Raw genomic sequence first — 14,235 nt, forward strand, 5'->3', positions numbered from 1 at the left:
AACCCCCCCCCCCCCCCCTATTCCACCCCCCTGTTCGGGTCCGGCCGCCGACGTTTTTTTTACAGCCCCGCCGCACTTTATATCTTGGCTGTGCGCGCGCCCCCCGCGGCGGGCCCCCCCCCCCCCCCCAACCGCATAGGCGCCCTCCGGGTTGAGCGAAAGCGGGATGGTGGGCGGCCCGACGCGGCCGCGCTGCGCCTCGCCTTGCGAGACCAGGCCTTCCTGCTCGAGCGAGCGGACGATAACCGATGCCGTCTGCGCCGAGAGGCCGGTTTTTTCGCCGATTTCCATCCGCGAAATGCCTTCGTTCTGAAGCAGCAGCGACAGCACCAGCCGCTCATTGTAGCTGCGGACGCTCAACGCATTCAGCCCGCTCGCGCGATCGGCGATGCGCAATGGATTGGGTGGTGCGAACCTCATGTCAGGCAAGGGTCGCCCCGTCGGTTGGAGCTCGTTGCCCGGTGGCTTTAGTGTTGCTCATGTCGAGCGGCTCCAGCCGATGGCATCGACCGCGCGGGCAAGTGCGGTGCCCAGCAATCTGTGCGCCTCGGCATCGATGTGAAAGCCGTCCGCTTCGCTGCACGACACCACCGAGCCGGCATCGAAAAAGTGGAGTTCGAGCGAGTCCGCCAGAACCTCGAACTCGAGCGCGAGCAGGCGCGATTTCTCCGGCGCACCGGCGAAGATGGACTTCCATTCCTTGACGTCGTCCTGCATCGGCGGCGGCGCCACGATCATGATCTCGGGCGTCGAGCCGCCTGGCCCAGGCGCCAGCTCCTTGATGTCATAGACGAGGCAGCCGATCCCCATCGCCACTTCCGACGGCGGCTTGTTGAAGCGGATCTTCAGGTCGTTGGTGCCGAGCATGATGATGACGAGGTCGAGCGTCGCATGGCTCTGCAGGCAGGGGCGAAGATAGGTTCTGCCGTTTTTGTGGGCGCCCTCGATCGGGTCGTCGTGGACGGTGGTGCGGCCGCTCAATCCTTCCTCGATGACATACCAGTCGGGGCCTAGCTGAGAACGCAATATTCCCGGCCAGCGTTCACCCGGCCCATAGCGCTCGAGCGGCCCCCTGCCGGGGATCTGGCCGTGCGTGTTGGAGTCGCCGTAGCACAAGACTGATCGCATGTTTTTCCCGCCGGGACTGACAGCGCGCCGAAGCCGGCGAGCGCCATTCATGATGGATAGCGGAGCGGTGAAAGGCAAGCAAGGGAATAGTCATTCAACATGACTAACTATTGACAGGGCGAATCCGCTGTGCTTCTAAAGTGCCGGAGGAGTTCTCAACCGTCACCATCGTCCAGCCCGGGTTGGGCCTCGACACGCATGTGTTCGGGGACGGGAGAATCGCGTGCATCGGTCGGTTTGCGACGACGAGCATGCATCGGGAGAGCGTCTCGCGGCAGTACACATTCGTACGGCCGGCCATACGAATTCGTAGGCCGGGACAACCACAAGGAGGAGAGTTGAATGTTAGGATTGCTGAAAACCGTCGGCCTGGGGATGCTAGTTGCGTCCACGCTTGCCGTGACGTCCCTGGCGCATGCGGAAGACATCAAGCTGATGGACGGCGTCGCGCCGCGCCCCGACGACACGCGCATGACCGCGGCCGGTGCGTTCAAGAAGGACCCGCCCTGGGTCATCGGAATGAGCGACTTCGGCGTCAACGCAAACACGTGGACGGTACAGGTGGCGCATGAGGCGGAGAATGCCGCGGCCAAGGACAAGCGCATCTCGAAATTCATCCTGCTCGATGCCGGCTTCGACCAGAAGAAGCAGGTGGCGGATATCGAGGACCTGATTGCGCAGCATGTCGACGCGATCATCGTGCAGCCGGTGACCAGCACATCGGCGAATGCCAGCATCGCCAAGGCGGTCGCCGCCGGCATTCCCGTCATTCTCCACACCGGTCGCATCGATTCCGACGCCTACACCACCGAAATCCAGGGCGGCGCCGAGCATTTCGGCAAGGTGATGGGCGACTGGCTGGTCAAGACCGTCGGCGACAACGGCAAGATCTGGGTCCTGCGTGGCCTGGCCGGACATCCGGAAGACACCAACCGCTACAACGGACTCCTGGAGTCGCTCAAGGGCACGCATGTGCAGATCATCGCCGAGGAGCATGGTGACTGGCAGTACGACAAGGCCAAGAAGCTGTGCGAGACGCTTTATCTGAACAACCCACAGGTTGACGGCATCTGGTCGTCCGGCGCTGACATGACGCGCGCCTGCGTCGATGTCTTCAAGCAGTTCGGCACGCCCGTTCCGCCGATTTCGGGCGAGGGCAACAATGGCTATTTCGGCCAGTGGATCACGGACGGGTTCAAGTCGATCTCGCCGGAATACAGCCCCGCCCAAGGTGCGGCCGGCGTGCGCGCCGCTGTTGCCCTTCTGGAAGGCAAGCAGCTCTACAAACGCTATGTCTATAATCCCGACGGATGGGACCAGGACAAGGCCAAAAAATACTATCGCGACGACCTGACCGCCAATGTCTGGTGGCCGAGCGAACTGCCCGAGGACAAGCTCAAGGAATATTACGGCAAGAAGTGACGGCGCCGTGGCTGGCGGGGAGTGGACAAGCATTCCCCGCAGGCCGTTCCATGTGTTGAATTTGGTTCGTTCGAGGGTTTCGTGACCAATCTTATCGAGATGTCCCACATTTCGAAGGCATTCGGAGGGAGCAAGGCGCTCCATTCCGTTTCCCTCGATCTCAAGGCGGGCAGCGTCCACGCCCTGATGGGCGAGAACGGCGCCGGCAAATCGACGTTGATGAAGATCCTGGCGGGCGTGCATCAGCCCGATTCCGGCGAGATCTTCATGAACGGGGAGAAGCTCGATCTGAAATCGCCGCGCGCCGCACTCGATGCCGGCATTTCGACCGTTTTCCAGGAGCATTCGCTGCTGCCCAATCTGTCGATCGCCGAAAACATGTTTCTGGGCCGGGAGCCGACGACCCGGTTCGGCTCGATCGATTATCGGGCGATGAAAAGCCAGACCGCCAAGGCGCTTGGCGAACTCGGCCTCACGCTCGACCCGTCGCAACTCGTTTCCAACCTGACCATAGCCGAGCGGCAATTCGTCGAGATCGCGCATTGCATCCAGGCGGACGCCAGCGTGCTTATCCTCGACGAGCCGACGGCTGCTCTCAACGCGGCCGATGTCGATGTGCTCAACCGCAACATCCGCCGGCTGCGCGATAAGGGAAAAGCCATCGTCTACATCTCGCATCGCATGGAGGAGATCTTCGAGCTGTGCGACACGGTGACGGTGCTGAAGGACGGCGCACTGGTCGGCACCAGGATGGTGTCCGAGATCACCACCGACGACCTCATCGCCATGATGGTCGGACGCGAACTCCAGGACCTTTTTCCCGATCGCACGGGCGATAAGGGTGATGAGATCCTGCGAGTCGAGAACCTCAGAATCACCGACACATCGCGGCCGCTGTCGCTGTCTTTGCACAAGGGTGAGATCGTAGCCCTGGCCGGACTGGAGGGGCAGGGCCAGCAGCGCTTCCTGAGATCGCTGATCGGCCGCTATCATCCCTCCGCCGGGACGATTTCCGTCAACGGCAAAGCGCTGAAAATGCCGCTCCCGGCATCATCAGGCGTTCGCCATTTGCAGCAGCTGAGGGTCGGCTTCGTTCCCGAGGACCGCAAGGAGGAGGGGCTCTTCCTCGCTTTGCCGATCGCCCACAACATCGCCATCGGATTGCATTCGAGGCGATTCGAACTCGCGCCGGCGCAGCCGTATCGAAACGTCATCGCCCGCATGATGGAGGTCATGAACATAAAGGCGGCAGGGCCGTCCGCGCCGGTCGGCTCCCTGTCGGGCGGCAACCAGCAAAAGGTTCTCCTCGGCCGCTACCTGGCCGCCGATCTCGATCTTCTGCTGGTCGAGGAGCCGACCCGCGGCGTCGACATCGGCGCCAAGTCCGAGATCTACCACCTGCTGCGCGACTTTACCGCCAAGGGCGGCGCCGTGCTGGTGCTGTCGCGCGAGACGATCGAGTTGATCGGGCTCTGCGATCGCATCTACGTCGTCCACGACGACACCATCGTTGCCGAAATGCCGGCGGCGCAGGCGACGGAACACAAGATCCTCGACGCGGCCCTGACGGGCGGCTCCGCGCGCCAGCACTAGGGGGGCTGCCATGGTTCGCTCGCTGTTCAACATCCTGAGTGGCCGGAACACGCGGCAAGGCCTGTGGGGCCTGCCACTGCTGGTCGCCTTGTTCATTTCGCTGTGGCTGACCGTCGAGACGACACAATTTGCCACGGCCGAAAACCTCTTCAACCTGGTGGCCCAGGCAATGCCGCTGATCATCGCGGCCATCGGACAGTTGGTGGTCGTGCTCATCGGCGGGCTCGATCTGTCGGTCGGCTCCGTCATCAGCTTCACCACGGCGGTGCTGGCGCTCGATCAGCCGGCTGTCGTGCTGATCCCGGCGGTCTTCGTGCTGGCGGCACTCATCGGGCTGATCAACGGCCTGGCGATCACCCGTTTCAACGTCCATCCGATCATCGCGACGCTGTCGACGCAGTACATCGTGCTCGGCATCACGCGCATCCTGCGTCCTGTGTCCGGCGGTACGGTGCCGGAGATCGTCATCGATGCCGTCTCAGGCAGTTTCCTCGGCGTTCCCTATCCGGTTTTCTGGGGCATCGTCGTGATCCTGGCAGCGTGGAAACTGCTCTACGGATCGCGATACGGGCTGCATCTGTTTGCGATTGGCGGCGGCATTGCTTCGGGCGCTGAAAGTGCTGCCCGCAATTTCGGCGTCTCCGACCGTCGCAACATCATCCTCGCCTATGTGGTCTGTTCCTGTTTCGCGGCCGTTGCCGGTGTCTTCCTGGCCGGGCGCATCGTGTCGGGCGATCCGAATGTCGGGCTGCTTTTCGAACTCGACACCGTCACCGCCGTCGCCCTTGGAGGCACCCAGCTCTCCGGCAGCATAGGCAGCCTGCACGGCACGGTGATCGGCGCGCTGGTCATGGCGCTGCTGGCCAATGGCATGAACCTCGCCAACGTCTCCCCCTTTGTCCAGACCGCGATCAAGGGCGGCATCCTGCTGGCGGTGGTCGGGCTGCAATCCCGCAAGAAGATGGGGCTCTAAAAGATGGCTGCCGTTCTCGCAAATCCGATCGCCCGGCGCCTGCTGCGCATACCGCCGTCCTATTTTGTCTTTCTCGTGCTGCTGGCGACGCTGTGGATCGCGCGACCGAACATGCTCAACCTCAACATCATGGGTATCTTCGTCAGGCAGATCGTCCCGCTCGGCATCCTGGTGCTGGGGCAGCTCGTCGTCATGCGGGTGAAGTCGATCGACCTCTCCGGCGGCGGCATCATCCTGCTCATCAACTATTTCATCTCGTCGGGCACTTTCCCCGGCGCGTCGATGCCTTTCTTCGTCGTGCTGGCGCTCGCCACCGGCCTCGTCATCGGCCTGTTCAACGGCTTCATGATAGGGAGCCGGCGGGTGTCGGCTGTCATCGTCACGCTGGCGGTCAGCATCATCCTGGTAGGGCTGGTGCAGTTCCTGTCGAGCGGCAATCCGCCCGGCGATGTGCCGAAGCTGTTCAACGACCTCTACAACACGAAATTCCTGTCGGTTCCGACGCCGGTGCTGTTCTGGGTCCTGCTGACCGCTTCGGTGTGGCTGCTTCTGTCGCGGACCGTCTTTGGCCGCTACGTCGCCTCGGTCGGGGAGAATGCCGAAGCCGCGCATTTTTCCGGCGTGCCGGTCCAGCGCACGGTCATCCTGGCGCATACGCTCGCCGGCCTGATCGCGGCGATCGCGGCCCTGGTGCAGACCGGTTCGATCGCCGTCGGCAGCGTCCGTGTCGGCCTCGACCTGCCGATCCTGGCGGTCGCGGCAACGATCCTCGGCGGCGTCGTCTTCGGTCGTGGCGACGGCGGCGTCTGGGGGCCCTTCTTCGGGGCGCTGTGCTTTGCGCTGCTGTTCGTGGTGATGACGGTGCTCGGCATCGACGAGCCCGGCAAGCTCATCGCGCAGGGCGTCATCATCCTCGGCGCGGCGATCTTCTACGGAGTGCGCGTGCGAAACCCCTGACTTAAGACGGCGAAAAGCAAGTGCGCCGGCGTTCAGACAATTGCAAACAGATGGAGAAACATGGATGTCACCGCCAAAAAACATCATGTGCTACGGCGACTCGCTGACCTGGGGCTGGGTTCCGGTCAAGGAGGGGTCGCCGACCTACCGCTACCCCTATGACCAGCGCTGGACCGGTGTGATGTCGGCGGCGCTGGGGGCGGGCTACCATATCATCGAAGAAGGCCTGAGCGCGCGCACCACCTGTCTCGACGACCCCAACGATCCGCGCCTGAACGGGGCCAATTATCTGCCCTCGGCCATCGCCAGCCATCTGCCGCTGGACCTGGTCATTGTCATGCTCGGCACCAACGACACCAAGTCTTATTTCCGCCGGACGCCTTATGAGATCGCCAATGGAATGGCGAAACTGGTCGGGCAGATCCTGACCAGTGCCGGGGGCATCGGCACCCCGTATCCGGCGCCGAAGGCGCTGGTCATTGCGCCGCCGCCGCTGACCCCGATGCCCGATCCGTGGTTCGAGGGCATGTTCGGCGGCGGGCACGAAAAATCCAGAGACCTGGCCAGGCAATACAAGGCGATGGCGGATTTTATGAAGATCGATTTCCTCAATGCCGGCGATTACCTCACCACGGACGGTGTCGACGGAATTCATTTCACCGCCGCAAACAACGCCGATCTGGGGCGCGCCGTCGCCGACAAGGTCAAGTCGATCCTCGAGCCGGGCAAGGTCAGCACTGCCGCCTGAAGCTGCCAGGCCGTCGGCCTGCGGCACACAGGCCCATGGCGCAGGTGTATCGCTCGTTCCTCCGGCGATACACATCGATACGGGGCCGTTTGGCCCCGTATCGATGTGGCGCTCGACGCCTGCAGACCTGCGTTGATCTAGGGCCTTGCGCTCCGAGGGACATGATCGGCGGACGCTTTGGTTTGGCGGTCGAAAACGACCGCCAGGCCGTTCTTCACGGCAAGCGCGGCGACCATGTCGTCGAGTTCGCGATCGGGAATGGCGGGTTTGAGGACCTGCCGGATGGCCCGATAGGCCTGCTCGGTCGACACATAGTCGTAGTGCTTTTTGCGCGCTTCCACATATGCTCGATGAGAATGCCCAATCGGCGGGCGGCGATGTCATCTGGTTGCTGCAAGGGAGCCTCCTCAGGGTCGATCGTTTGCAGACCCCCGAGATGTAAAAACCCACGCCGCGAAAGTTAAGGCCTCCTGTCGGTTTGAAGCCCAAAAAATCTATTGCCTCCGTTCAACGAACTGCGCCGCAGAGTGACATCGTGTCCGAATTGGCACATCGCAGCCGCAAGGCGCGGGTCAACTAACCCGTCCGAATTGCGAACAAAGCGTGTATTCAGAACAGTTCCGACAGAACGGCCATGAAGTGGTCGTTCTCCGCAGCCGAGCCGATGCTGGCGCGCACATAGGTGTCAAAACCCTGCTGCTTCCACGGCTTGACGATGACGCCTTGCCGCAGCAGGCCTTCAACGAAGGCGGAAGCATCTTGCCGGCAGTTGAAGAACAGGAAGTTGCCCCTGGAGGCGGCGACGTCGAGGCCCTTGCTTGCCAGGAAAGTCTCGACGCGTTTTCTCTCCGCCCTGGCCAGCGCGACGACCCTGGCGAGGTGTTCGTCGTCGGCCAGCGCCGCGAGTGCGGCGGCTTGGGCCATGCCGTTGGCGTTGAAAGGCGTGCGGACGCGGTCGAGCAGCGCGCGCAGCTCCGGGTCACCGACGATGCCGAAGCCGATCCGCAATCCGGCCAGACCGAACGCCTTGGAAAAGGTCCGCAGCACGATCCAGGGCCGGTCCAGCTTTTCGAGATAGGGCAGGGACGACGCATAGTCGTCGCCCTCGGCATATTCGGCATAGGCTTCGTCGATGACGATCAGCGTCTCGTCGCTCGTCGCATCCAGAACCCTCGACAGATCGCCGCCGGAGAGCCAGCTGCCGACCGGGTTCATCGGGTTCGAGAACAGCAGCATGCGCGGCCGCTCGCGCGCCGCCTCGACCAGCGCATCGACATTAATGGTCAGATCGTCGTTGACGACAACGCGCTTGACGGTAGCGCCCATCAACGTCGCGTAGTCCTCATGCAGCGGAAACGACGGATAGAGCGTGACGACCGCGTCGCCCGGCCGCAACACGGCACGGCTGATGACGGAGAGAAGGTCTTCGGAACCGTTGCCGAGGATAATCTGGTCCTCGGTGACGGCATATTTGTCGCCGATCGCCTGGCGCAGCTTGCGCCCGGCAGGGTCCGGATAGAGGCGGAACATCTCGGAGCCGGCATGCATCGTCGTGGCGAGGGTCGGGCTGGGCCCGAGCGGGTTTTCGTTCGAGCACAGTTTGGCGATCCTGGCCGGTGCGTATCGCTCCATAACCTCGTCAATTGTCAACCCGGAATTGTAGGGCGACAGGCGGTTGACTTCGGTACGGACCATATCCGAGGCTTTCGACAAGGGCGGGCTCCTCAGCGGTGGATTTCGTCATCCGTACCGTAGCCCAAACAGTTTGTATATGCTTGTATATGTAACTTGATCTGATAGTCTCGACGCTGAAGCGGAAACCGACACCGATCAGGAGGATCACATGCGCAACGCTTCTCTCTTCGATCTCTCCGGCAGGAAGGCGCTTGTCACCGGTGCAAGCCGGGGCATCGGGCGCAGCATCGCCGGGGCGCTGAGTGCTGCCGGCGCAGACGTCGCGGTCACGGCGCGCAGCCTGGCCTCGCTGGAGGCCACCACGGCAGCCATCCGCGCCGCCGGCGGAGTGGCGCACGCCATCGCTCTCGACGTCACCGATGTCGGCCGCTGCCGGGCAGCAACCGCAGAGGCTGCCAGCCTGCTTGGCGGTCTCGACATTCTCGTCAACAATGCCGGCGTGGAGGAGGTGCGGCCCTCGCTCGATGTCGACGAGGCGCTGTGGGACAGGATCGTCGACACGAATCTCAAGGGAGCGTTCTTCTGCGCCCAGGCCGCCGCGCGGCAGATGCGCGACGCCGGACGCCCTGGTGCCATCATCAATCTGTGCTCGCTGACATCCGAAGTCGGAATCCCCACCGCGGTGCCGTATGGCTCGTCGAAGTCGGGCCTGCTCGGCATGACCCGCGCCCTTGCGGCGGAGTGGGCGGAGCTTGGCATAAGGGTCAACGCCATCGCGCCGGGCTATTTCAGGACGGCGATGACCGACGTTTTTTACAGCGACGAGGCATGGCAGCACTCCATGCTGGCCAAGATCCCGCAGCGGCGTTTCGGTGATCTCCACGACTTGCACGGCATCGCCGTGTTCCTCGCTTCGGATGCGGCTGCCTACATAACCGGCCAGTCCATTCCGGTCGATGGCGGCTTTCTCGCCTCGATCTGATGAGGCAGGTTTGCCTCCGCAGTTTCGACGGGAAGGATGATGGAAAAATTGCTGGCGACCATCATACATACATGTATATACTTTTGCCTGAGTGAAGCCTCTCGACGGCTTTGATCCTTGCCCCGGTCGGCTTGTCGACCCGCAGAACTATGGCCATCCACGGGCCAACCGTCATTGCGTTCCAAGAGTTCCAGGAGACGAGCAATCATGTCCGACATCAGCTTCCACGATCTGTCATCCATCGATGCCGACCAGCGCGCCAGTCTGCTGAAGCGCGCCGAGGCCGATCTGACGGTCTTCGTTGAGAAGGTCCGGCCGATCATCCAGGCCGTCAAGGACGAAGGCGACGCCGCCTTGATCCGCTTCGCCAGGGAACTCGACAAGGCCAATGTCGCGGAGGGCGAACTGCAGGTGTCGGAAGCCGAGTTCGATGCGGCGTTCGACAAGGTGGAAAGGGACGTCGTCGAGAGCATCCAGTTCGGCATCGACAACATCAGGCGCTTCCATGAGGAGCAGAAGCCGGAGACGATGTGGCTCAAGGAAGTCCGGCCGGGCGCCTATGCCGGGGACAGGTACACGCCCATCGCATCCGTTGCGCTCTACGTGCCGCGCGGCAAGGGCGCTTTCCCGTCGGTGACGATGATGACGTCGGTGCCGGCGGTGATTGCCGGCGTGCCGCAGATCGCCATCGTGACGCCGCCGACATCGGATGGTTCGGTGGACGCGGCAACGCTCGTCGCCGCGCGTCTCGCCGGCGTGGGCACGGTCTACAAATGCGGCGGCGCCCAGGCAGTTGCCGCCGTCGCTTACGGCACCGAGACGGTGAAGCCCGCACTCAAGATCGTCGGTCCCGGCAGCCCGTGGGTGGTGGCGGCCAAGAGCGTGCTGTCGTCGGTCATCAACACAGGCCTTCCGGCGGGCCCGTCGGAAGCGATCATCTTTGCCGATGACAGCGTCGACGGCGGGCTTGCCGCGCTCGACCTGTTGATCGAAGCCGAGCACGGGCCAGATTCCTCGGCCTATCTGGTGACGCACAGCCGCAAGATCGCAGAAGCAGCACTCGCCGCACTTCCCGAGCATTGGTCGCGGATGACCGAGCAGCGTGTCGAGTTTTCGCGCGCGGTGCTGACCGGCAAGCGCGGCGGCATCGTGCTGACCGCATCGCTGGAAGACAGCTACCGCTTCATCAACGACTATGCGCCCGAGCATCTCGAGATCCTATCGACGGAGCCGTTCGCCCATCTCGGACGCATCACCGAGGCGGCCGAAATCCTCATGGGAACGCACACGCCGGTGACCCTTGCCAACTTCGTCCTTGGACCCAATGCAGTGCTGCCGACCAGCCGCTGGGCGCGGACCTACGGCCCGCTTTCGGTGACGGATTTCGTCAAGCGCTCGTCGGTCGGCTATGTCACCTCGACTGCCTATCCGGAACTTGCCCTGCACGCCCGCAGGCTCGCCCGCTACGAGGGCTTCAGTTCGCACGAGAACGCGGTCTCGGAAATCCGCGACCGCTATCTCGCCGGTTGAGCGGAAACGATCGCGATGAAGGCTGCTCGACTCTATGGACCCGGCGATCTGCGCGTCGAGGATGTCGCCGCGCCGGGCGTGCCGGATGCGGGCTGGGTGAAGCTCAGGGTCGATGCCGCCGGCATCTGCGGTTCGGACCTGCATAATTTCCGCACGGGACAGTGGATAAGCCGGTCGCCTTCGACGGCCGGCCATGAACTCACCGGCACGGTGACCGCCATCGGCGCAGGCGTTGATAGCGTCGCCGTCGGTGACAGGGTGGTTGCCGATTCCCGGTTCTGGTGCGGAGACTGCGCGCAATGTCATGCCGGCAGGCGGCATCTCTGCGCGTCGCTGGGCTTCGTGGGAGAAATCTGCGACGGCGGATTTGCCGAACAGGCGGTGCTGCCCGCACGGCTTTTGCATATCATCGATGCCGCGCTCGACGAGCGGGTTGCGGCGATGGCCGAACCGCTGGCGGTGGCGCTGCATGCGGTGCGGCGGCTGCCGAAAATGGCAGGCGCGGTGCTGGTGGTCGGCTGCGGGCCGATCGGTGGTCTTGCCGCGCTGCTGCTGTCGCGGACCTTCGCCGGCACCGTGCTCGTCGCCGACCGCAACCAGAGCCGCTGCGCCCGGGTGGCGCGGGTGGCGGGTGCCACGATCGTCGATCTGAACCGGGATGCCGTTGCCGCTGCGACTGCCAATGCGCCGCTGCTCGCGGCCATTGAGGCGACCGGCAGCATTGCGGCGCTCAATCAGTTGCTCGGCGTTCTCGATCCCGGCGGCACGATCGCCATGGTGGGCATCTTTCACGGCCGCCTCGACATTGATCCCAATACGCTGGTCGAACGCGAAATCGGGTTGCTGGGATGCCACGCCTTTGCCGATGAGCTGCCCGAGGCCGTGCGGATGCTAGGTGAACTCAGCGAACCGCTGTTGGCGCTGATCGACCAGGAGATCGGCCTGGATGACATTCCGGCTGCCTATGAGCGGCTGTTGGCGGGACACAGCGACGGCTTGAAAACAATCATCCGCATGCGGCAACCTGTCGAGCAGTCGTGATTTCCGATGAATCGCCGGAAAGGACTTTTGAAATGATCACTTTGCCCGACACGGCCAGCCCTCTCTACGAGAAGGTGAAGGACTACATCCTGGCCAACATCGGAACGGGCCGGTGGGGCAAGGATCGCAAGCTGCCGTCCGAGAATGAGTTGGTGGCTTCACTCGGCGTGTCGCGGATGACGGTTCACCGGGCGCTCAGAGAGTTGACCTCGGCCGGGTTCCTGATCCGTCTGCAAGGTGTGGGAACTTTCATCGCGCCACCGCGGCCGCAATCGACGCTGATCGAGATCAACAACATCGCAGCCGAGATCGTCGAGCGCGGCAACAGGCATCGATCCGAAGTCCTCGTCCTCGAAACCATCATGCCGACAAAGGAGCTGGCGCTGTCGTTCGAGTTCGCAAAGCGCGTCCCGATCTATCATTCTGTCGTCGTCAATTTCGAGAATGATTTGCCGGTGCAACTCGAAGAGCGCTTCGTCAATCCGAGCCTCATCCCCGACTATGACAAGCAGGATTTTTCGAAGACGGCGACCTATGACTACCTCATGCAGAAAACCCCGGTGACCGAGGTCGAGCATATCATTTCCGCCATCCCGGCCGATGGCGAGACGGCGCGGCATCTGGGCATCGATGTCGGCGCCTGCTGCCTCTTCCTGCACCGCCGGACATGGACAGGCGCGGTGGTGGCCACGATCAGCAAGCTGACTTATGCCGGCAGCCGCTACTCGCTCGGCAGCCGCTATTCCCCTTCAAAAAGCAGCTAACGGAAGCAGGATGAATGCAAGTCGGGAGCGGTTTCGTTGTCAATGTATATACATGTGCTGACGAGAACGCTTTCGCTCTCGAATGAACGGGCCAAGAAGGACAACAGATGACGCAGACACCGAGTCGCACGGCGCAGATCCGGGCACTCGCGCAGCATGATGTTGCCGAAGCACAAAGCGCGCTGGCGGCATTGCTGGGCGACCTGTTCGCGATGACCCCCCGCAATGTGCGCATCAACTTCGACAAGTACAGCCTCAATTCGTTGAACGGCTTCTTCGAGGACGATGGCAAGGCCTACTTCTTCAAGTTCCATCAGGAGGAGCGGGAAGAGGCGATGACGGGCGAGTATTACCGCGCCGAGATTCTGTCGCGCGCCGGCCTGCCGGTCGACCAACCCGTGCATATGTCTGCCCAACCAGGCGAGCAGATCCTTGTCTATCGCCGCCGCACGGATCCAAGATTTTCGGATGTGCTGTTCGCGCTGGATGGGCAGGACGATGCCTGCAAGCGGCAAGAAGCCGTTCTTGCCGAGCGCGACCTGTCGGCCAGGCTGCTCAAGGTCTATCTCGAGACGCTGCATCCCGTCACTGTCGAGGACGTGGCGGCGGAGCCGATCCACAGGCTGTTTCATGAGCGGCTGATCGATGCCGAGACACGCTTGTCACCAGGCGGAAGGCTGGCCGATTTCTATGTCGGCAAGCCGTTCGTCTTTCCCGGTGCCGAGCTGGATTGGGACCGGTTTTCCCGGCTGAAATTCGTCATCAACGACCAGCAGTACACCGACAGCATCGGTGAGCTTTTCGATGCCGCGGCTGTGCGCTTACGGCCGGACCGGCTTGCCGATGCCGGCGGCGTGGTCGCGCATGGCGACGCCCACAACGCCAACGTCTGGTACACGGCGAAGGCGGGGAGGGCGGAGCTGTCCTTCTTCGATCCTGCCTTTGCCGGCTCGCATATCCCGACGCTGCTGGCCGAGGTGAAGGCGACGTTTCACAACATCTTCGCCCACCCGTTCTGGCTCTATGATCCGGCGACCGCGACAGAGGCTTTTCGCGCGCAGGCGCGGCTGGACGGAAATCTGCTCCATGTCGACACGGACTGGGACCTGAGCCTCGTCCGCCGCGACCTGCTGGAGGTCAAGGCGACAGCGCTGTGGCGGCCATTGCTGCTGGAGCTCAAACGGCGCGGCATGCTGCCGGCCGATTGGCGCGCGGTGCTGCGAGCCGGTCTTTTCCTGTCGCCGACGCTGGTTATGAACCTGCGGGCTGGCGCGCGCAGCCACACGCCGGTCTCCTCCCTCATTGCCTTCTCAGTCGCGGTCATGGTTGGCAGCGAGCCCGTTGCCGGGGCCGATCGGGTGACAGGTTTCCTCGACCGGATCGATCCGGAAAAAGCGTGAAAATTGAGTCTTTCCAACTTGTATATGCATGTATGTATTTTAGCCTTGACATCCGCTCCCGC

General features: G+C 63.0%; 14 protein-coding genes. 10 read left to right on the forward strand and 4 right to left on the reverse strand.

Features of this window, described 5'->3' with window-relative positions; translation table 11 throughout:
• Both NKJ11_RS28885 and NKJ11_RS28890 read right to left on the reverse strand, forming a co-directional pair.
• A partial coding sequence (locus NKJ11_RS28885) for a helix-turn-helix domain-containing protein (RefSeq protein WP_352794818.1) occupies positions 1–420 on the reverse strand: 420 nt, incomplete at its 3' end.
• 57 nt (positions 421–477) lie between these two features.
• A complete protein-coding gene (locus tag NKJ11_RS28890; protein WP_023809404.1) occupies positions 478–1,128 on the reverse strand; it encodes an SGNH/GDSL hydrolase family protein in 651 nt (216 codons plus the stop codon).
• 342 nt (positions 1,129–1,470) lie between these two features.
• Here NKJ11_RS28890 and NKJ11_RS28895 point away from each other — a divergent pair, with 342 nt between their 5' ends.
• The 5 genes from NKJ11_RS28895 (at position 1,471) to NKJ11_RS28915 (ending at position 6,821) form a co-directional block, all read left to right on the forward strand.
• The gene (locus NKJ11_RS28895; RefSeq protein WP_023809403.1) at positions 1,471–2,550 is read left to right on the forward strand and encodes a substrate-binding domain-containing protein; all 1,080 of its coding nucleotides are present in this window, start codon (positions 1,471–1,473) and stop codon (positions 2,548–2,550) included.
• An 81-nt stretch (positions 2,551–2,631) separates the two neighbouring features.
• The gene (locus NKJ11_RS28900) at positions 2,632–4,143 is read left to right on the forward strand and encodes a sugar ABC transporter ATP-binding protein (protein ID WP_023809402.1); all 1,512 of its coding nucleotides are present in this window, start codon (positions 2,632–2,634) and stop codon (positions 4,141–4,143) included.
• Between the two features lie 10 nt (positions 4,144–4,153).
• Positions 4,154–5,116, forward strand: a complete 963-nt coding sequence (locus NKJ11_RS28905) for an ABC transporter permease (RefSeq protein ID WP_023809401.1) — start codon at positions 4,154–4,156, stop codon at positions 5,114–5,116.
• Between the two features lie 3 nt (positions 5,117–5,119).
• Entirely contained in the window at positions 5,120–6,073 is a 954-nt protein-coding gene (locus NKJ11_RS28910) for an ABC transporter permease (protein ID WP_023809400.1), read from the forward strand.
• A 64-nt stretch (positions 6,074–6,137) separates the two neighbouring features.
• The gene (locus NKJ11_RS28915) at positions 6,138–6,821 is read left to right on the forward strand and encodes an SGNH/GDSL hydrolase family protein (RefSeq protein WP_352794819.1); all 684 of its coding nucleotides are present in this window, start codon (positions 6,138–6,140) and stop codon (positions 6,819–6,821) included.
• Between the two features lie 137 nt (positions 6,822–6,958).
• Here NKJ11_RS28915 and NKJ11_RS28920 read toward each other — a convergent pair whose 3' ends face one another.
• Complete coding sequence (locus tag NKJ11_RS28920) at positions 6,959–7,162, reverse strand: hypothetical protein (protein WP_245486178.1); 204 nt, start codon at positions 7,160–7,162, stop codon at positions 6,959–6,961.
• A gap of 268 nt (positions 7,163–7,430) precedes the next feature.
• A complete protein-coding gene (locus tag NKJ11_RS28925) occupies positions 7,431–8,534 on the reverse strand; it encodes a histidinol-phosphate transaminase (protein ID WP_352794820.1) in 1,104 nt (367 codons plus the stop codon).
• Between the two features lie 130 nt (positions 8,535–8,664).
• Here NKJ11_RS28925 and NKJ11_RS28930 point away from each other — a divergent pair, with 130 nt between their 5' ends.
• The 5 genes from NKJ11_RS28930 (at position 8,665) to NKJ11_RS28950 (ending at position 14,173) form a co-directional block, all read left to right on the forward strand.
• Positions 8,665–9,438, forward strand: coding sequence for an SDR family NAD(P)-dependent oxidoreductase (locus tag NKJ11_RS28930; protein ID WP_352794821.1), 774 nt, complete (start codon positions 8,665–8,667; stop codon positions 9,436–9,438).
• A 207-nt stretch (positions 9,439–9,645) separates the two neighbouring features.
• Positions 9,646–10,968, forward strand: a complete 1,323-nt coding sequence (gene hisD / locus NKJ11_RS28935) for a histidinol dehydrogenase (RefSeq protein ID WP_352610856.1) — start codon at positions 9,646–9,648, stop codon at positions 10,966–10,968.
• Positions 10,969–10,983: 15 nt separating this feature from the next.
• The gene (locus NKJ11_RS28940; RefSeq protein WP_352794822.1) at positions 10,984–12,009 is read left to right on the forward strand and encodes a zinc-dependent alcohol dehydrogenase; all 1,026 of its coding nucleotides are present in this window, start codon (positions 10,984–10,986) and stop codon (positions 12,007–12,009) included.
• 32 nt (positions 12,010–12,041) lie between these two features.
• Positions 12,042–12,773, forward strand: coding sequence for a histidine utilization transcriptional repressor HutC (gene hutC / locus NKJ11_RS28945; RefSeq protein ID WP_352610854.1), 732 nt, complete (start codon positions 12,042–12,044; stop codon positions 12,771–12,773).
• A gap of 107 nt (positions 12,774–12,880) precedes the next feature.
• The gene (locus tag NKJ11_RS28950) at positions 12,881–14,173 is read left to right on the forward strand and encodes a hypothetical protein (RefSeq protein WP_352794823.1); all 1,293 of its coding nucleotides are present in this window, start codon (positions 12,881–12,883) and stop codon (positions 14,171–14,173) included.
• Positions 14,174–14,235 lie beyond the last annotated feature (62 nt).

The sequence above is a fragment of the Mesorhizobium sp. M0243 genome, from assembly GCF_040321775.1.
GTDB lineage: Bacteria > Pseudomonadota > Alphaproteobacteria > Rhizobiales > Rhizobiaceae > Mesorhizobium.